The sequence below is a fragment of the Aliiroseovarius sp. CAU 1755 genome (genome assembly GCF_054482655.1).
On record NZ_JBTLRH010000002.1, the window covers coordinates 457,077 to 474,349 of the forward strand.

Below are 17,273 nucleotides of genomic sequence, written 5' to 3' on the forward strand. Positions count from 1 at the left end.
TCTCAATTTCCTTGTCTCTGGCGATCGGCGGCGCTGCGCCCAGCCTGCAACTCGCGCTGCCGGTCTGGCCATGTTGATTTGATATAGGCGAGTATGTTCCAGATCTGATCGTCGGTCAGTTGATCGCCGAAGCCGGGCATGCCGCTTTCAAAATCGACGCCCTGTGCGGCAAGGGCGGCCTTGCCGCCAAGCTTGGTGTAATCGAAGAGCACGCTGTCTGGATGATGCCATGTATGGCCCGTCTCGTCATGCGGTGGAGCGGGCAACACGCCATCCGGTCCGGGTGAACGCCAATCGGGTTGACCCTCGAGGTTCGCGCCGTGGCAGGAGGCACAGTAGTCCTGATAGTATTGCTCGCCCTGCGCCAGATCAACACTCGCAGAAAGATCATTCGTTTGCGCAACAGCTTGCGTCATCAACCATGCGCCAGCCGCGATTAAGCACATGAGTCCGGCAGAAAGGATCAAGTATTTCCGCATCATGTCACCTCAAGCCAGGTCATCATACCGGAAGCAGCGTGGCTCAACATATGACAGTGGAAAAGCCATTTTCCCGGATTGTCTGCGGTGAAGGCGATGGTTCGAGTCTCGCCGCCGAACATTAGCAGGGTGTCACGGAGGTGACCAAGGCCCGCGTCCTTGGTCACCTCGCGGAAATGCATTCCGTGCAGGTGCATTGCATGGGGAAATGAGGTGTCATTGTAGATATCCAGCTTAATTGTCTCACCCTTTGAAACGCTCACGAGCGGTACATCGGTCATCCCTATCGTTCCGTTGAAGGACCAGAACTGGTTCGCCTCGATCAGTTGGCGGAAGCTCTTGCGTTCGCCGTTCAGAATGGCCGCATCCAGCGTACCCATTGCGCCGCCCTGCATGTTAAGGCGCGCCGTCACGGCCTTTTTGGTGCCGGACACATCCATTCCCGGGTTCGAAGGCAAGGGACGCGGTGGTTCACGGCGCGCCGATGCCGCGCGGCCCGACACTGGAAACGCCACCTGGGAGGCACCCTCTTGGTCTTCGATGCGCACGAGGTGGGCGGTTTTGCCAGACTCAGCTGTCACATCGACGATCAGATCGGCACGCTGGCCTGGTCCGAGGATCAGAGCGTCGGTCAAGGGCTTTGGTTGGGTTAGCGGCATGCCGTCCAACGCCATCGTCCAGCCTTCCATACCGGAAAGCGCCAGAACGAATATTCGGGCATTTGCCGCATTGATGAGCCGCAGGCGCAGACGTTCGTGCTGTTTCACGTCCAGCGTCAGGTCGTGGCGTCCGTTGGTGGCGATGAAGTTGCCACGCCGTCCCGCATGGCTACGATCATGACGGGAATCAAAATCGGGATCGATCTGCGCCGTTTCGGGATTGAGAAGCCAATCGTCAAGGATCAATACCTCCTCGCGGTCGATATCCTGTGCTTCGGCCTCTTCCACAATTATCGCCCCGTATAGCCCTCGCGCGACCTGTTCGGCCGACCGATTGTGTGCGTGGTACCAATAGGTGCCAGCATCAGGTACCACGAAATCATAGTCAAAGCCTTGTCCTGGTTCGACGGCTGGTTGTGTCAGACCGGCGACCCCGTCCATCACATTATCGATGCGGACCCCATGCCAATGGATTGAACTCGCTTGAGGCAGTTCATTCAGGAACGTTTTCTGAATCCGCGCTCCTTGTGCCAGCCGCAGTTCGGGCCCTGGCATCTCGCCGTTATACCCCCATATTTTCGTCTCCGGGAATGACCGTGGAGCCAGCTGGACGGTTGCGGGCCGCGCCGTGAGTTGGCTAAATCGTGGCGTTGCAGCTCGTCCCAAAGTCGGTACAGTCGCGGCCGCGATCATCGCCGCACCCTGCCCAAGAAATTTTCGCCGTGTTGCCATTTTTCTGCATGTCCTTGTAGTAGTCGGGGCGGCGAGCCGCCCCGCCGTGTTAATCAATGTTTTTATAGTTTCTTGGCGTGCCGGCCAACGTCCTGCCTCCAGGCACATCGCTGTCGAGAAGATAAATCGCCATCGCTTTCAGATCCGCCTCCGAGAGAAACCGCGTACCGTTCTGGACGACCTCACCCATGCTGCCGCCGAAGATATCTCCTGACGGGGTAACCCCACTTTGCAGAGCGAAGGACAGATTGGAGACTGTCCACCCGCGTTCTAGCAGATCATCGGACAGGATCGACGGGGCTTTATTTCCACCTGGCAGATCGTCGTTGCCTGCAAAAACGGCATCGGGCATGCGCCCGCCTACAAGGTTTCGGCCAGTGTGACAGGCACCGCAATGGGCGGCACCACGCACCAGTTCACGACCCCGGTTCCAATCGTCACTCTTCCCCCTCACGGGTTCGGTTTGCGGATCGCCAATGAACGCCGCGCGCCAGAGCTTTAACCCCCAGCGCTGGTTGAACGGAAAACCAACGTCGTGCGGTGGCGCGGCGGCTGCCACCGGTGCGACCGTCTGGAACGCCGCCCACATATCGGCGATGTCCTGATCGGAAAAATCCGCGTAGAACGGATATGTGAACGCGGGGAAAAATGGCTCACCTTCGGGCGAAACCCCTTGCCTGACGGCCATCGCAAATTCCGACACGCTCCAGTTTCCGACGCCATTCTCAGGATCGGTGGTTATATTCGGGGGATAAAAGACGCCAAACGGGGTTTCGAGCGGCGCGCCTCCGGCCAGCGGAGCCCCCCCACCCTCGAAATTCGTGTGACAGGCGATGCATCCGCTCGCGCGCGCCAGATAGGCGCCGCGTTGGACATCACCGGTCAACTCGATCTCGGCGGGCGGATGGCCGATCGGCCAGGCCACCAGTGCCGCGACGGCCGCCGTGCCCACAAGGGCAAAGACGGCAGTACCTGCAAGAACCCGCCTCATCTCACTTCGCCTCGGCGCGGAAGCGGCTGTGGCAGGACGAACAGGTGTTGCTGACCATTGCGAAAACCGCAACGACCGGCATTTCAGCCAGTTCTTCACGACTCATGGCGTTATCGGCCTTCATGCCACCGCCGCCCATCATCGTGTCAGCTCCCATCATGTCGGTTTCACCCATCATGGCGCCCGCACTCGGCATCGCGCCCGGTTGAGTTGCGGTTGAGTTGTCAGCGGCAAGGGCCAAGCCCTCGGAGTATGTGTGCAATTCTTCCGCAAGCCTCGCGAAGCTCTCCCAATCCTGCCAGATCGCATCTTTGGCGACCGAAGGCATGCCGCCGCTGCCTTCCGGGAACAGGCGGGTCATGGTGTCGCCAGCATGCTTGCCGATGGTTTCTGCGGCGTGTCGCACCGTGTCGGCATCATAGGCGGTTTCGCCGCTCATCATGGGCGCGACCTGCTTCACGGCTTTGCCCATCGCCGACATCGCGTCCATGCGCTCCTTCACGATACCGGTCGCGCCGCCATGGGCAAGTGCCGCCGATGCCACGCCGACAAGCACGGCTGAAGTAAAAATCTCTGTATATCTCATGTCGTGATCCTTCAAATCCTGATTTCGAGGTGTCTCCGATCAGGTAAGGGATCGCGGCGGCGGCGGTTCGTAGGTGGGTCCGATGCCATCACGCGTTGTAGGGAGAAGCCGAAACCTGTTGGTCACCGTACGTCCGAGTTGGTTTGTATGCATTGGATCCACCTCGATCGCGGCAAGCGCACAATCAGTTCCAGGATGGCAATGCCCGAACACCTCTTGGGTAACCGAGTGATTTTTGCCATGACCCTCATCAACTACTGCGTGGGTTTCGGTTGTCGCAGCGGGGGTGGAAGAATGCGCCTCAGCACCTTGAGGGGCCAAGCCGAATGCGAAGAGCGCGCATAAAAGAATCGCGCGCATCAAGGCGAAAGGCCCGACTATGACTTTTTCGTCGCTCAAAAGATGCCGTTCTCCTTCTGGAGTTCACGAATGTAACGCGCGATCATTTTGACGTCTCCGTCGGTCAGACCCTCAACCGCAGGCATGTTGCCGAAACGCCAGTGATGCGCCCGCACACCGTTCTTCGCTGCAAGAATAAACGCCATGTCGGAATGATGGCTGGGTTCATAGATCTTGTGGACAAGCGGCGGTGCGACGCCATTTTGACCCGCGGCATTCGCTGCGTGACACTCTATACATTTCGCTTCGAACGCCCGTTTCCCCATTTGTGCTTCTGCCGACAGTTCCGCGGGAAGCGCCACATCCACGATCGCAGCACCCTCGACCAGGTTGCTGGTATCGGGTGGAACCATCGAATGACTCGCGCCCTGCGGCGCAGGTTGCATTGCGTTCCAAAAGATCGCCCCCCCACCAACGAGGAAGAAGGCAATTATCGCCATCAATGTCTTGTTCATACTGCTTTTTCCTCTGCAACCTGATGACGCGATTAAATGAGTTTGACCTGTGTTCCAACGGGCGTTCTGTTGAACACCTCGACGATATGCTCGTTATAAAGGCCTATGCAGCCGTTCGATGATTTACGACCGATCTTGCGCGTATCGTTGGTGCCGTGAATGCGATAATACTGCCAGCTCAGATGCATCGCGCGGATGCCCAGCGGGTTGTCCGGCCCCGGCGACACATAACGCGGCAAGCTGGGGTCGCGTTCAATCATCGCTGGGGTCGGCGCCCAGTCGGGGGCGTTATCCTTAAAAACGATCTCGGTATAGCCACGGCGTGTCAGTTCGTCCGACATTGGTACCGATGTCGGGTAGATGCGCATCTCACCATCGGCGGTCCAGTGCTGAAGAACCTTTGTGATCGTATCTGACAGCAAGATGCCTTTGCCGAGAGTGTCGAAATGATCCTGCCAATCGTGCAACCGAAAAGAGGAAATGTTGCGCGTCGCTGGTGCAGCTTGCTGAGCCCAAAGCACGGATGGAGCCGCTAATGAAGCCATGCCACTGGCACTCGTCATTAGAAATCGACGTCGATCGAAGGTCTTTTCAGTCTGCCTCATATTGGCCTGCTCTCATATCTGAAATGTGGCTATTTAAGTAGGATAAACCACCTTCCAGCACGGGAAGGTCAAGCGAGAGCGCTCTGACAAAACAGTGATTTTTGTATCCTTTTGTAACATTGACCTTCCGGTGCAGGAAGCCTTTAGCCCATCACCTGTATTGAAGAGGTAATGAAATGAATGAACGCGAAACTCTTCCTGAGCAATCGAGCGAAATGCGGCTGATGAAATACGCCATGTGGACCTGCTGCGCAGTGATGCTAATTCCCGTTGCGGCTTTCGCAGTCGCAGGTAGGCATTCAAGTGATCTGTCCTTCGGACTCTCCGCATTCGCGCCCGTTCTTGTTTGTGTCGGCGCTCATGTGATCGCTCATCGGATGATGGGGATAGCATGCCATGGGGCAGCTGGCGAAAAGGGCAGGCAGACCGGCAATGGGCGGATCCAGACGGATCAAAGTGTAGCCGTCGAATAGATGGTGGCGAGGTTAAGTATCTTTCGCTGGTTTTTACTGCTCCTGATCACACTCTTGCTCGGCGCGTGTGCTCAGACAATAAGCCAATGCAATCCCAGCGGTGATACCCAAATCACCTCAAAGCGCCAAGTGGCCGACCTCCCCGAAGGTTGTATGGTAAAGCGGGTTACCGACAGTGGGTTGGCGGTGCTTGAGTGCCAAGAAGGCAGGAGGGGATTCGCCGTTGATCTGGAGTGAAGGAGAAAGTGACAAGATATGATTGAGAAGCGGCGACATACTCTGGGGGTTCTCGCGGCTCTTGTGGCTGCCTATGTTGGTTTCAGGTATTTTCCAGATATTCGTCCGACCGAGCTTAACTTCGACGAAGTTCACAATCCACTGGGATTTCGTAGGCTATCTGTTGGGGAAAGTTCGGGTGGATTCGATCCATTCTTCGGATTGATTGCTCCGAACACCGATATTTTAGCGGAAGCTGAGGCGCGTGTCAGGGCAGATATTTGCGGCGCGTTGTACGGCGATTTTCTGTCTGAAACACAACTCGTTCCGGCCGCGTCCTTTTCGGATTATTACTGCCCTTTCTGTCGTGTCCAGACAAAAACCCTTGCCGCACTCGACGCGCGTACCGACAGCAACTTACACGTCAATTGGCATGAATTGCCGCTTCTCGGGCAGCCTTCGGATATTGCGGCAAAGGCTGCTCTGGCGGCGAAGCGCCAGGGCGCCTATGTCGCCTTTCATGAGCGGCTTATGAAATCCCCCTTTGTGGCGACGCCGGAATACTTACAAGCTTTGGCACAGGACATCGGTATCGATCACAGGCGTCTGGTTGCCGACATGCAGGGCGCCGCAGTTGTCAGAGAATTGGAGAACAGTGCGGCTCTGGCGAAGGTTTTCGGATTCATTGGCACGCCCGCGCTGGTGATTGGTCGAACGGTTATCCAAGGCCAGGTCGATGAGGCTACTATCCTGCGTATTGCAGAGATGGAGATCGAGGAAAATTGGACGTCCCAATGTTAGAATACGTGTTGGAAAAATTCTTCCGGGTTTTCGCTTCAAGGCTGATCTTGCTGATCTGCGCCAGCGCGGGACTGGCTAACGTTTCGAATGCGGCCGAGTCCGAGAGTTTTTCCAACACGGCCGTCCAGGCGCGTCTGATCGTTGCCGAGAACGGTGTTGGCCCGAACGCGATGTCACTGTCAGCCGGGCTTCATTTGAATCTGGGCGAGGGCTGGAAAGCCTATTGGCGGTCGCCCGGCGAGGTCGGCACTCCCCCATCGATCGACTGGACCGGGTCGGAGAATGTAGCGGAGGTCAATTTGTTGTGGCCCGCGCCGCAACGGTTCACCGCTTTCGGGATCGAGAATTTCGGATATCACGATGACGTGGTGCTTCCGCTGCGCATCACATTGGCCGAGCCTGGCGCGCCAGTACATTTGAATGCCAATGTCACGCTCTTGACCTGTTCGATTGTTTGCGTCCCGCAGGAGTTCACGCTAACGCTCGCATTGCCACGAGCCAGCGGCGTTGACGCCGCTGCGGCCGCGCTCATTTCTTCCTATGTGAAAAAGGTTCCGGACGACGGCGCTGAGAGTGGTATCTCGATTCAGTCGGCCTATTTCGATCCCGATATGACGGCGCTGACTTTGGCCGCGCGAAGCGAGCAACCGTTTGACAGCCCGGATGTCTTTCCTGAACTGGGCGCGGGAACGGCATTTGGCAAGCCCGATATCCGCTTGGGCGAAGGTAGTCATCTGCTCTGGGCCCGTCTGCCCGTTTTGAATGTGGAGACGGACTTGCCCGATTTATGGCTCACAGTGACAGATGGCGAGCGCTCGGCCAGCTTGTTCGCGGAGTTGACCGATGAAGCGCCGAAGCCACCCTTCACGCTTGATCGCGTGCTGCCGGGCGTGGCAGAACTGGCTTGGGTTGCCGCAATCGCCTTCCTTGGCGGGCTTATTTTGAATGTCATGCCGTGCGTGCTGCCGGTACTCTCTATCAAACTTTCATCGACTATGAAGATGCGAGATCAAGGCAGGGGTCGCATCCGCATGGGGTTTGCGGTCTCCGCGCTCGGCGTATTAGCGTTCATGTGGACGCTTGCGGCTTTGACGATCGCGGCGCGCGGTCTTGGGATGACTGTGGGCTGGGGCCTGCAATTCCAGAACCCCTTATTTCTGGCGGTGATGTTCCTAATACTCGCAGTGTTTTCTGCCAACCTTTTCGGGGCGTTTGAAATCTCCGTCCCGTCGTCGTTGCAGACGCGACTCGCGCGCGCTGGTCGCGGAAAAGGCTATACTGGCGACTTTGCCACGGGCGCATTTGCAGCCGTCCTCGCGACGCCATGTTCGGCGCCCTTCCTCGGCACCGCCGTGGCTTTTGCTTTGGCCGGGGGGGCACTCGACATCACGGTGATATTCACCGCTCTGGGCTTGGGTCTGGCCTTTCCCTATCTTCTTGTTGCCGCGTTTCCAGCGGCGATCTCGCACCTGCCGAAGCCGGGCCGCTGGATGCTGTGGCTAAAGATTCTGCTCGGGCTGGCATTGGTGGGAACGGCCGGCTGGCTGTTCTGGGTGCTCATCGGTGTTGGCGGGGTTCGCTCGGCTCTTGCGGTTCTGGCACTCAGTGCGATCCTGGTCACGATCCTTTCCTTCAATCGGCTGTCTACGGGCATCCGCTTGTCTGGAGCTGCAGTCATGGCTGCTCTGGCCATTGTCTCGGCGGGATATCTGTCCGAGGCCAGCACACCGAACGTCACCTTGGCGACAGAATGGACCGCATTCGACCGTGGAGAGATTGCAAAGCTCGTGTCGCGAGGAGAAGTCGTCTTCGTCGATGTGACCGCCGATTGGTGCCTCACCTGCAAGGCCAACAAAGCGCTTGTGCTCGACCGTGAGCCGGTCCTAAGCGCCATCCGCACGTCGGGTGTGACGGCAATGCAGGCCGATTGGACCCGTCCTGACGACTCAATCTCACGCTATTTGGAAAGCTTCGACCGCTACGGTATCCCGTTCAACGCGGTCTATGGGCCGGGCGCGCCGGAGGGGATCGTCTTGCCTGAGCTTTTGTCGTCCGAGGCTGTGCTCTCCGCGTTCGAGAAAGCGGCGGAGAGATCAGTCGCTTCGGGCGATTAAGATGTGGTTGTTCTGCCTATGCTGGATAGGAATTGTTAAATGTCTCAGGAGGGATGTTCAATGAGTGCAGAAAAAGAAACCCATATCGGCGGGCACGGATTACACATGCCGACAAGTGGTCGGGGCATGGTCATCTCGGCCTGGCTGACTGGCGTTTACTTCATCGTGGAACTGGGTATCGGACTGTGGACCGGATCGATCGCGGTCCTGTCGGATGCATTCCACACGTTTTCCGCAGTGGGCGGAATCCTCGTAGCCCTAGGCGCGGCCCGACTGTCCCGCCGGCCTGCCGATGCGGATTTCAGCTTTGGCTGGTACAGATCTGAGATTCTCGGCGCCCTGGTCAATGGCGGGTTTCTGGCCGGCATGGCGCTGGTCGTGATTTACATGGCGGCGATGCGCCTGAATGCACCGATCGATTTACCGACAGGGCCGATGTTGCTTGCCGCGGCCGGGGGCCTTGTGACAGAGTTCATTTCGCTTGGCCTCATCTGGAAACAGAGCCAGAGCGACATGAACGTGCGCGGCGCGCTCTGGCATATCATCCAGACCTTCGTGGGCAGCCTGCTAATCATCGTCACGGCGTTGGTGATCCGCTTTACCGGTTTCCTGATGATCGACCCGCTTTTGGGAATGGCATTCGGCTTCGTGTTGCTCTGGGCCAGCTGGGGCATCCTGCGAGATGCGGCGCGGCTGTTGATGGAGGCAACGCCGAGCGAGATCGATTTGGAGTCGGTGATCGCGGATCTGGAAACGCTCGACGGGGTGCGCGATGTGCATCACGTCCACGCATGGACATTGACCAGCGGGCGCAACGTGTTTTCGGCCCATCTCCGCGTCGGTGACGGCGCGGATCCCCAGGCGGTGCAACGACGGGCACATCGCGTGCTGCGCGAAGATCACGACTTCTTCTTCGTAACGCTCCAGACCGAAACCGAGTGTCTCGACGAGCGCGGCGCCGAAATGATCGATATTACCTCGGACCGTCAGGCCGGCAATGGCTGACGGTTCGCTCCGCCTGTGGTTGGCACGCAAGCTGATCCGACGCCTCGTCGCCCGGGCGGCGCGGCGCGGTCTTGTCATACGCGGCCTGCGCGACACGGAGGGGCGCGAGACCCGCTGGCTGGCGCCGGAAATCGAGGCATTCGTAGTGGCGATGACCACGGAGGCAGACCACCTGCGCTCCCATGCAGGGCAGGCAAAGCTTCCGACTTTCGGTAGCCAGATGATGGTGGAAATGGCGATTTGGACGATGGCTGCCGACCGCAGCCTGCGCGCTTGCGCCATCGCGCCCGATTCCGCACGGCAGGTGGTTGCTGATCTCGGCTGGGACATCTACCGGCGGATGCTGGCGTTCAGCGCACTGCCCGTGCGCCTGCTCACCCGCGATTCCGGTCGCCGGCTGCGCTGGACCATCCGCGCGCTGCTGGTGTTCCCCTTCACACCCTCCGGCGCGCCAGGCTATGCCGTTCTGGTCAGCCGCGACGGCGACGACCTGTTGACCCATTTCACCCATTGCCCGCCGCAGAGCTTTGTGCGCCGCATGGCCCGGGCGGAGGACGACCCCGACTCCTTGGAAGCGTTCCGGCAGAGCTGGTGCCGCTACGACTGGCCCGGTGCCGACGTCATCGCAGGGGATGGTCGACGGGGCCACTATTTCCGCAAGCGTACTCTGTCCAATGGCGACCCGGTCTGCGACATGTGCTGGATCGCACACGCGGGCCGCAGCGCAGAATGCGGCCAGGAGAAACACGACGAGCCAGCGACGTCCTGAGAACGTGAACGAAAGAGGATCAGGATCGCCCCATGCGCACCATCCTGCTGCTTCTCACTACACTGACCAGACCTACGACGCGCAATGATCCGCATCGCGCAGTGCATCCCTGTCAATTCGTCCGAATCCCGCCAGCAAGGTTTCGCATCCTCGGTTGCGTGCCGAAGCGCGGCGCGCCGTCAGCTGCGAAGTTCTGTTAGTGCCTGCCTGATCCGCTGCACTCGCGGGTCGCCGGATGGCAGGCTTTCGGTCAACCTCTCGGCCGCCGCATAGGCCGCACGCGCCTTCTCCATCTCGCCCAGCACTCGATAGGCGTTGCCAAGCCGCATCCAGCCGTCCAGATCATTAGGTTCGTCCTGCAACCGCTCGGCCAGCCGCGTGACCATCGAGCGGACGAAGGTGCTCCTGTCTTGCTCGCTCATATCTGCCGACGCAGCCAAGTCGGCTGCGGTAGGGCCAGGCGTGTCTCTGTTAACCGTCGGAGCGAATGTTGCCAGGCTAACGAGGTCGCGGCCAAGTGTCTCTCCGATGCGGTTGGCCTGGGCGATGAACGCTTCCATCCAGGGGGCAGGGCCAGTGGCCGTGCCCAGACGGCCAGTCAGCAGATCGTGGGCCGCCTCGCTGTCGCCGGCCTGGTTGAGCGCAATGGCCTCGTAATAGGTGGCTGCCGGATTGGATGGGTCCATGTCGCGTGCCGCTGCGATGGCTTTGCGGGCAGCGGGTGTCACGATCCCATCATCTACAGCGATCATCGCCTCGGCGTATTGCGAAAGAATGGCCGAGGTTGCATCGGGGCGCTCGGTCACGTTCTCCATGGCGGAAACCGCATCCCTGTAGCGGCCCATGCGCATATAGGTTTGACCGAGCAACATCCAACCTTCGGTCGGGCCGCCGCCCGGATCGCTTTGCAAGCGGGCCAACAAACGCTCAGTCAACCCGGTGATTTCAACCTGTTGGTTTTGCTCCGCCTCACGCTCGGCGAACGCCAGGCTCGGCAGGTCGGGCGATCCCAGTTGCATGTAGAGTGCGCCTGCCGCCAAAGGTACCATCAAGGCAGTCGCCCAGACGACGATGCCTGAAGAGCGAGCAGATCTGGCTGGTTCCGCGTGCTGGCTCTTCCGTTCCAGCGACAGTATGCGCCGTTTGATCTCGATTAGGGCAGCGCGGGCTTCCTCCTTCGTGATCAGGCCGCGCTCCGCATCGGCGCGCACCTCATGCAACTGATCGGACAGGATGGAAACGGACCCTTCGGTGCGGCCGGAGATGTCCGAGCGGAGCGATCGCAGGGGGAGCAGCAGGCAAATTGCTGCAAGCAGCGCCAGGGACGCAAAGATAATCCATAGCATTACGATTCATTCCTTCCAGTCTGTGCCAGCAGTTTGGAAACCCGGCGCTCCTCTTCGTCGCTCAGGTCTGCATTCGCCATTCGCCGACCGGATCTGGCAAGGACCGCGACCGCGCCGCCGGAGCCGATCAGAAAGAGAATGAGGGGCGTCAACCAAAGAACGTAGGTTTCCGGTTTGAAGGGCGGTTTCAGCAGAACATAGTCGCCATAGCGGGCTTGGATATAGCCCAACACTTGCTGATCGGTGTCGCCAGCCATTAGCCTCTCGCGAACCAGCAGCCGCAGGTCACGCGCAACGCCTGCGTTGGAACTGTCGATGTCCTGATTCTGGCAGACCACGCAGCGCAGATCTTTCGAAATCGCGCGCGCACGCACCTCCAGGACCGGGTTGGCCAGCATTTCGTCGGGTTCGACGGCATGTGAGGCAAGCGGCAAGGCGATCAAGATCAGAGCCGTGAGGACAACGATTCGGATCATGTTCCCGCACCATTTATGGCGCGTGCCTGCGTGAGCGCGGTCGCAAACTTTTCTTCCGCGTCAGGACCTACGACCGGACCGACATAGCGGTAGAGAACTGTGCCATCGCCCGAAACGATGAAGGTTTCGGGGACGCCGGAAATACCCCATTCAATTCCGGCGCGGCCGTTTAGATCGGACCCGATCCGTTCGTAGGGATTGCCCAGATCTTCGAGCCAAGCGCGCGCGTCCTCGGGCTTGTCCTTGTAGTTGATCCCCATGAGCCGCACGCCGTCGCGTTCGACCATCTGCGTCAGGACAGCATGTTCGGCACGGCAGGGGACGCACCAAGAGGCGAAGACGTTGACCACAACCGGCGCGGGATTGTCCGTCAAGTATGCCTGTGACAGACCCGGTACGCCGACGCCGTCCAAGGCGTCTAAATCGAATTCCGGCACGGGTTGAGATATTAGGACCGACGGGATCGCGTTTGGATCTCGTTCGGGATTGAGGCCCCACAGGAAGAAGGCGCCCAAGACAAGGGCAATCAGGATCGGCGTGGCTGCGAGAAATCGTTTCATGGTTTTACTCCGCCGGCGTTGCTTGTGGTTTGAGTGTGGCGGAACGACGCGGTGCGCCAACGCGCAGGCGCCGATCCGATAGCGACAAGCCGCCGCCCAGCACCAGTAGCGCCGATCCGATCCAGATGAAGTTGACCAGCGGCTCGTAAAGAATGCGCAAAGTCCAAGCGCCCGATTGCGCCGCACCTTCCGCTGCTGGTTCGGCCAGCGAGGCGTAGAGATCGCCCGCCAGCGTCGAGCGGATGGCCGATTCGGTGGTCGTGCTCTGAGCCACCGGGTAGGAACGGCGCTCAGGATAGAGAATCGTGATAAATGCACCGTCGCGCATGACGACCAGCGTGCCCCGGTCGGCGGTATAGTTCGGACCTTGCAGTTGTTCGACACCGTCAAAGCGCACGTCGAACCCTGCAATCGCAATCTCGGCACCAGGCTGGACGAATACGATTTCCTCGGATTTCCAGGCGCTGGACCCGACGAAGCCAAAGACCGCGACGGCAAGGCCTGCATGTGCCAGCGTCATGCCGTGGGCTGCACGAGGCAGGTTGCGCGCCCTTCGAAAGGCCTGCGCGAACGGCACATCGAATAGCCTGATCCGGGTCGCCCATTCGCGCAGTGTCGCCAGAAGGAGCCAGGTGGCAATCGCGATTGAAAGATAGGCCAGAGCGGGCCCACCCTCGGTCAGGTACCAGACCGCAAGCGCGGCCAGCCCTGATAACAGAGCGACAAAACGGAGGCGTTGGAATACCCCCTTCAGGTCGGCACGCTTCCACGACAGGAACGGACCAACGGCCATAATCATCAATAGAGGCAGCATGATCGGTATGAAGGACGCATTGAAGAATGGGGGGCCGACAGAAATTTTCTGATCGGCCAACGCCTCAGTAAACAACGGATAGAGTGTACCGACCAGCACCGTTCCTGTGGCGACTACCAGCAGCAGGTTGTTGATCAGTAGGCCGCCCTCGCGGCTGATCGGTGCGAAGAGACCGCCGCCTTCCATCGACGGGGCGCGCCAGGCATATAGCGTAAGAGAGCCGCCGATAGAGAGACCCAGCAAGCCGAGGATATAGAGTCCGCGTTCGGGGTCGACCGCGAACGCGTGAACCGAGGTCAATAGGCCGGAGCGAACAATGAATGTGCCCAGCAGAGACAGTGAGAATGTCAGGATTGCCAGCAGGATCGTCCAGCTTTTGAAAGCATCGCGCTTTTCGGTGACGATTGCCGAATGCAACAGCGCAGTGCCCAGAAGCCATGGCATGAAGCTGACGTTCTCAACCGGATCCCAGAACCACCACCCACCCCAACCAAGCTCGTAATATGCCCACCAAGATCCCAGCGCGATGCCCGCTGTCAGGCTCATCCAGGCTGCCAGCGTCCACGGTCTCACCCAGCGGGCCCAAGCCGCGTCCACACGGCCCTCAATCAGCGCAGCGACTGCGAAGGAGAACACGATCGAGAACCCGACATAACCGAAGTAAAGGAGCGGTGGATGCATCGCCAACCCGACATCCTGAAGCAGTGGATTGAGGTCGTTGCCATCCGGTGGTGGCGGAAACACACGCTCGAACGGATTGGAGGTCAGCAGCAGGAAAGATAGGAAACCAGTGCTGATCCAAGCCTGCACCGACAGGGTGCGCGCCTTCAGTGCATCGGGAATGTTGGTCCCGAGCAGGGCGACACCTGCCCCGAAGGCAGCAAGTATCAGCACCCAGAGCAGTAGAGAACCTTCATGGCTCCCCCAAGTACCTGCGATCTTGAACAACATCGGCTTGAGGGAATGCGAATTCTCGACGACATTCCTGACGGTGAAATCGCTGACTGTGAACGATCGCATGAGGGCGGCGAAAGCGATGCCGATGAACACAAGTTGGGCGAGCGCCGATGCCCGCGCACTTCGCATCCAAACGAGATCACCACGGGAGGCGCCGAGGATGGGCAGGACGCTCTGCACCAATGCAATCGCCAGCGCCAGTGCCAGTGCGAATTGTCCAATTTCAGGTATCATATGGATACTCCGGTAAGTTGCTCGTTGTCTCGGTCATGCGGCATTCCCGACCTGGAAGGTCAAGCTCGGCTGCAGACCCCGCCTTCACATTGCCGTTAGTGGAGTCATCTCTGTATGCCGGGTTCCAGCTTTGCCAGCCGACGCTCGAATTCGTCGTCGTCGATTTCGCCGCGGGCAAATCGTTCACGTAGGAGATCGATTGCTTTCTGCCTATTGTCAGAGACTTGGTGGTTGGAAAACCCGCGAACCGCGAGCACGATCAAGCCGATGATAAGCGCCCAGAAAATCAACATTATCAGGCCACCGAAAATTCCGTGGTCGCCACCCCACATCATGTGGCCGAATCCCTCATAGGTATCGGCCACTCCCGGTGCCGCGACGAAAATGAGAGGTCCTGCGGCAATGATTGGGTTGTGAAATTTCATGTCATTGTCCTTTTGTTTTCCAAGGATTGCGATTCCAGCGGGAGCGTCACGGTCGCGACGAGGCCGTCTTCCACTCGGTTTGCGAGGCTGACGTCGCCGCCATGTGCCCGGATGATGGTCCGGGCGATAGACAGCCCAAGCCCGGTTCCTCCAGTCTCTCTCGAACGAGATTTCTCAAGCCTGAAATAGGGCTCGAAGACCTGTTCGAGGTCAGCATTCGGTATGCCGGGTCCATTGTCGCCAATTAAGATGAAGGCGTGATCGTCCTCACGTCCAAAGCTGACATCGACCTTTCCGCCATAGCGTTCCGCATTGTCTATGACGTTTCGAAGCGCGCGCCTGACCGATTGCGGCCGCAGTCGCAGGCGAATGGTCTCGCCTTCCTGCAATGCAAAGCTTTCCAGCATATCGGCGCGAAGCTGTTTGAGAAATGCGCCCAGCTCGACCGTTTCGTAGTCTTCTGAGCCCGCGATCCCTCGCGCGAAGGAAAGAGTCGATTCCACCATCTCTTGCATCTCTTCGATCGAGGCAATGAGGCTGTCGCGCGTCTCCCGCTCGTCGACCATCTCCGAGCGGACGCGGAGTGCCGTGAGAGGTGACCGAAGGTCATGTCCGAGCGCAGCGAGAAGCCGGGTCCGGTCGGCGAGGAAACGGGTCAACCTGTCCTGCATTCTGTTGAACGCCCGTGTTAGTTCGCGCACCTCTGCGGGTCCCATCAATGGCAGCGGCCTGACATTTTCGCCACGCCCGAGCCTGTCAGCGGCACCAGACACTCGCAGAAGCGGACCGGTCAGACGGCTCAGAAGAAACCAGAAAGCGGTAACAAGAATGATGGCAGCCGTGATGCCAAAGCTCACCAAAGACATCCAAGGCCATTGTAGCGGCGGGCGCTCGAACCTTGTGCCGACATTGAGCCACTGTCCGCCCGTCAGGGCAATAGATAGCTGCATTTCGATTGCCGACAGGTCGCCCCGCATCATCGCAAGGTGCATTTCGGCCATCTCGGGAGCCAGATGCGGCATCGGCAGGATCTCGTGGTCGACCTCGTGCAATTCCACGCGTATCTCGCGGTCGTCGGGGGGGCCAAGAAGACGGCGGACCCTTGCCTCGACTGCACCGCTGTCCGCGTGGGTCTCGTGATCGACGGCAGGCGCTTCCGACACCTCGAAGCGCACCAGTGGTGAATTGGCCGCCCGCAGAATAGCTGGTTCCAGCGTAGCAGGCGCTTCCTCGATCAACCGTGTCACATTCGCAGCCCGCCCGGCCGCTTCGAACCCGAGCGCGGCGCGAACTGCGAGACTCCGCTCGTCCACGAACAACCAGAGACTGACCACTTGGGCTGTCACGAGTGCAGCGATGATCAACAGAACCAGTTGGCCGCGCAGGCTGTCAAAGAGACGCGTCATCAGCCCAACTCCGTCACATCGGTTGCCAGGCAGTATCCACCACCGCGTACGGTCGTGATTAAGCGAGGACGGGATGGATCAGCCTCGATTTTTCGGCGCAGGCGGCTGATCTGATTGTCGATCGTCCGATCAAGGGGGGAAGCCGCGCGCCCGGCGGTGAGATCGAGAAGCTGATCACGGTTCAGAACGAGACGCGGCCGTTCGAGCAAAACGACCAGAAGCTTGAGATCCGAGCCTGTAAGATCCACACGCGCGCCGTTCTCATCGGTCAACAAGCGGCTGTCGGTATCCAAGGTCCACTGTGCGAAGGCGATGCGTCGTCCTGATAACTTACCAGCATAGGTCTCGGGCAGCGACGAACGCCGCAGGATGGCCTTTATCCGCGCAAGCAGTTCTCTGGGATTGAACGGTTTGGAAAGGTAATCGTCCGCTCCGATTTCCAGCCCGACGATGCGATCCGTCTCTTCGCCGAGTGCCGTCAACATCAGGATCGGCACGTCGCCTGTGGATGACAGGCGGCGGCAGACCGATAACCCGTCTTCGCCGGGCATCATGACGTCCAGGACGATGAGATCGAACTGTCCTTTTGCCAGCTTGGCGTCCATCTCGACAGCATCTCGTGCAGATGTCGCGCGCAGGCCGTTCTTCTCCAGGTACCGCGTAACGGAATCGCGGATTTCGCGATGATCGTCCACGACAAGGATATGAGGCTGTTCGTTCATGTTTCTCCTTTTAGCGATTGCCGCCTGGGTTTCCCGATGAGAATTGTCA

General features: G+C 59.3%; 18 protein-coding genes. 5 read left to right on the forward strand and 13 right to left on the reverse strand.

Annotated elements, in window-relative coordinates; genetic code table 11:
• Positions 1-2: 2 nt before the first annotated feature.
• From ACXYMP_RS09355 to ACXYMP_RS09380, 6 genes are all read right to left on the reverse strand, one after another.
• Complete coding sequence (locus tag ACXYMP_RS09355; protein WP_247034213.1) at positions 3-416, reverse strand: c-type cytochrome; 414 nt, start codon at positions 414-416, stop codon at positions 3-5.
• A 62-nt stretch (positions 417-478) separates the two neighbouring features.
• A complete protein-coding gene (locus ACXYMP_RS09360) occupies positions 479-1,831 on the reverse strand; it encodes a multicopper oxidase family protein (protein ID WP_458905861.1) in 1,353 nt (450 codons plus the stop codon).
• Between the two features lie 88 nt (positions 1,832-1,919).
• Positions 1,920-2,861 carry a cytochrome c gene (locus ACXYMP_RS09365; RefSeq protein ID WP_247034202.1) on the reverse strand — a complete coding sequence of 314 codons (942 nt, stop codon included), beginning with the start codon at positions 2,859-2,861 and terminating at the stop codon, positions 1,920-1,922.
• A gap of 1 nt (position 2,862) precedes the next feature.
• A complete protein-coding gene (locus ACXYMP_RS09370; protein WP_247034194.1) occupies positions 2,863-3,447 on the reverse strand; it encodes a c-type cytochrome in 585 nt (194 codons plus the stop codon).
• Positions 3,448-3,842: 395 nt separating this feature from the next.
• Positions 3,843-4,301, reverse strand: a complete 459-nt coding sequence (locus ACXYMP_RS09375; protein ID WP_247034193.1) for a c-type cytochrome — start codon at positions 4,299-4,301, stop codon at positions 3,843-3,845.
• Positions 4,302-4,333: 32 nt separating this feature from the next.
• Complete coding sequence (locus tag ACXYMP_RS09380; protein WP_247034191.1) at positions 4,334-4,846, reverse strand: L,D-transpeptidase; 513 nt, start codon at positions 4,844-4,846, stop codon at positions 4,334-4,336.
• 317 nt (positions 4,847-5,163) lie between these two features.
• Between ACXYMP_RS09380 and ACXYMP_RS09385 the strand changes: the two genes are divergently transcribed.
• The 5 genes from ACXYMP_RS09385 to ACXYMP_RS09405 all read left to right on the forward strand — a co-directional run bounded on the left by ACXYMP_RS09385 (position 5,164) and on the right by ACXYMP_RS09405 (position 10,284).
• Positions 5,164-5,379 carry a DUF2933 domain-containing protein gene (locus tag ACXYMP_RS09385; protein ID WP_458906502.1) on the forward strand — a complete coding sequence of 72 codons (216 nt, stop codon included), beginning with the start codon at positions 5,164-5,166 and terminating at the stop codon, positions 5,377-5,379.
• Positions 5,380-5,634: 255 nt separating this feature from the next.
• Positions 5,635-6,396, forward strand: a complete 762-nt coding sequence (locus ACXYMP_RS09390) for a DsbA family protein (protein ID WP_247034189.1) — start codon at positions 5,635-5,637, stop codon at positions 6,394-6,396.
• On the forward strand, positions 6,390-8,510 hold the full coding sequence (locus ACXYMP_RS09395; RefSeq protein WP_247034187.1) for a protein-disulfide reductase DsbD family protein: 2,121 nt from the start codon (positions 6,390-6,392) through the stop codon (positions 8,508-8,510). The genes ACXYMP_RS09390 and ACXYMP_RS09395 overlap by 7 nt, the downstream gene beginning before the upstream one ends.
• A gap of 60 nt (positions 8,511-8,570) precedes the next feature.
• Positions 8,571-9,515, forward strand: coding sequence for a cation diffusion facilitator family transporter (locus ACXYMP_RS09400; RefSeq protein WP_247034185.1), 945 nt, complete (start codon positions 8,571-8,573; stop codon positions 9,513-9,515).
• Positions 9,508-10,284, forward strand: a complete 777-nt coding sequence (locus ACXYMP_RS09405; RefSeq protein ID WP_247034182.1) for a hypothetical protein — start codon at positions 9,508-9,510, stop codon at positions 10,282-10,284. The genes ACXYMP_RS09400 and ACXYMP_RS09405 overlap by 8 nt, the downstream gene beginning before the upstream one ends.
• Positions 10,285-10,463: 179 nt before the next feature.
• On the opposite strand, the gene ccmI is transcribed toward ACXYMP_RS09405, so the two are convergent.
• The 7 genes from ccmI to ACXYMP_RS09440 all read right to left on the reverse strand — a co-directional run bounded on the left by ccmI (position 10,464) and on the right by ACXYMP_RS09440 (position 17,224).
• Entirely contained in the window at positions 10,464-11,630 is a 1,167-nt protein-coding gene (gene ccmI, locus ACXYMP_RS09410; protein WP_247034180.1) for a c-type cytochrome biogenesis protein CcmI, read from the reverse strand.
• Positions 11,630-12,106, reverse strand: a complete 477-nt coding sequence (locus ACXYMP_RS09415) for a cytochrome c-type biogenesis protein (RefSeq protein ID WP_247034178.1) — start codon at positions 12,104-12,106, stop codon at positions 11,630-11,632. Before ACXYMP_RS09415 ends, ccmI begins: the two co-directional genes overlap by 1 nt.
• Positions 12,103-12,666, reverse strand: coding sequence for a DsbE family thiol:disulfide interchange protein (locus tag ACXYMP_RS09420; RefSeq protein WP_247034176.1), 564 nt, complete (start codon positions 12,664-12,666; stop codon positions 12,103-12,105). The genes ACXYMP_RS09415 and ACXYMP_RS09420 overlap by 4 nt, the downstream gene beginning before the upstream one ends.
• Positions 12,667-12,670: 4 nt before the next feature.
• Positions 12,671-14,671, reverse strand: a complete 2,001-nt coding sequence (locus ACXYMP_RS09425) for a heme lyase CcmF/NrfE family subunit (RefSeq protein ID WP_247034174.1) — start codon at positions 14,669-14,671, stop codon at positions 12,671-12,673.
• A gap of 104 nt (positions 14,672-14,775) precedes the next feature.
• Entirely contained in the window at positions 14,776-15,096 is a 321-nt protein-coding gene (locus ACXYMP_RS09430) for an SHOCT domain-containing protein (RefSeq protein ID WP_247034170.1), read from the reverse strand.
• On the reverse strand, positions 15,093-16,502 hold the full coding sequence (locus ACXYMP_RS09435) for an ATP-binding protein (RefSeq protein ID WP_247034167.1): 1,410 nt from the start codon (positions 16,500-16,502) through the stop codon (positions 15,093-15,095). The genes ACXYMP_RS09430 and ACXYMP_RS09435 overlap by 4 nt, the downstream gene beginning before the upstream one ends.
• The gene (locus ACXYMP_RS09440; RefSeq protein WP_247034165.1) at positions 16,502-17,224 is read right to left on the reverse strand and encodes a response regulator; all 723 of its coding nucleotides are present in this window, start codon (positions 17,222-17,224) and stop codon (positions 16,502-16,504) included. Before ACXYMP_RS09440 ends, ACXYMP_RS09435 begins: the two co-directional genes overlap by 1 nt.
• Positions 17,225-17,273 lie beyond the last annotated feature (49 nt).

Coding starts and splice junctions, on each gene's coding strand:
- ACXYMP_RS09355 (WP_247034213.1), bottom strand. CDS start 416: ATGACGCAAGCTGTTGCGCAAACGAATGATCTTTCTGCGAGTGTTGAT.
- ACXYMP_RS09440 (WP_247034165.1), bottom strand. CDS start 17,224: ATGAACGAACAGCCTCATATCCTTGTCGTGGACGATCATCGCGAAATC.
- ACXYMP_RS09365 (WP_247034202.1), bottom strand. CDS start 2,861: ATGAGGCGGGTTCTTGCAGGTACTGCCGTCTTTGCCCTTGTGGGCACG.
- ccmI (WP_247034180.1), bottom strand. CDS start 11,630: ATGCTATGGATTATCTTTGCGTCCCTGGCGCTGCTTGCAGCAATTTGC.
- ACXYMP_RS09400 (WP_247034185.1), top strand. CDS start 8,571: ATGAGTGCAGAAAAAGAAACCCATATCGGCGGGCACGGATTACACATG.
- ACXYMP_RS09395 (WP_247034187.1), top strand. CDS start 6,390: ATGTTAGAATACGTGTTGGAAAAATTCTTCCGGGTTTTCGCTTCAAGG.
- ACXYMP_RS09425 (WP_247034174.1), bottom strand. CDS start 14,671: ATGATACCTGAAATTGGACAATTCGCACTGGCACTGGCGCTGGCGATT.
- ACXYMP_RS09360 (WP_458905861.1), bottom strand. CDS start 1,831: ATGATCGCGGCCGCGACTGTACCGACTTTGGGACGAGCTGCAACGCCA.
- ACXYMP_RS09435 (WP_247034167.1), bottom strand. CDS start 16,502: ATGACGCGTCTCTTTGACAGCCTGCGCGGCCAACTGGTTCTGTTGATC.
- ACXYMP_RS09405 (WP_247034182.1), top strand. CDS start 9,508: ATGGCTGACGGTTCGCTCCGCCTGTGGTTGGCACGCAAGCTGATCCGA.
- ACXYMP_RS09415 (WP_247034178.1), bottom strand. CDS start 12,106: ATGATCCGAATCGTTGTCCTCACGGCTCTGATCTTGATCGCCTTGCCG.
- ACXYMP_RS09390 (WP_247034189.1), top strand. CDS start 5,635: ATGATTGAGAAGCGGCGACATACTCTGGGGGTTCTCGCGGCTCTTGTG.
- ACXYMP_RS09370 (WP_247034194.1), bottom strand. CDS start 3,447: ATGAGATATACAGAGATTTTTACTTCAGCCGTGCTTGTCGGCGTGGCA.
- ACXYMP_RS09385 (WP_458906502.1), top strand. CDS start 5,164: ATGCTAATTCCCGTTGCGGCTTTCGCAGTCGCAGGTAGGCATTCAAGT.
- ACXYMP_RS09420 (WP_247034176.1), bottom strand. CDS start 12,666: ATGAAACGATTTCTCGCAGCCACGCCGATCCTGATTGCCCTTGTCTTG.
- ACXYMP_RS09380 (WP_247034191.1), bottom strand. CDS start 4,846: ATGGCTTCATTAGCGGCTCCATCCGTGCTTTGGGCTCAGCAAGCTGCA.
- ACXYMP_RS09375 (WP_247034193.1), bottom strand. CDS start 4,301: ATGAACAAGACATTGATGGCGATAATTGCCTTCTTCCTCGTTGGTGGG.
- ACXYMP_RS09430 (WP_247034170.1), bottom strand. CDS start 15,096: ATGAAATTTCACAACCCAATCATTGCCGCAGGACCTCTCATTTTCGTC.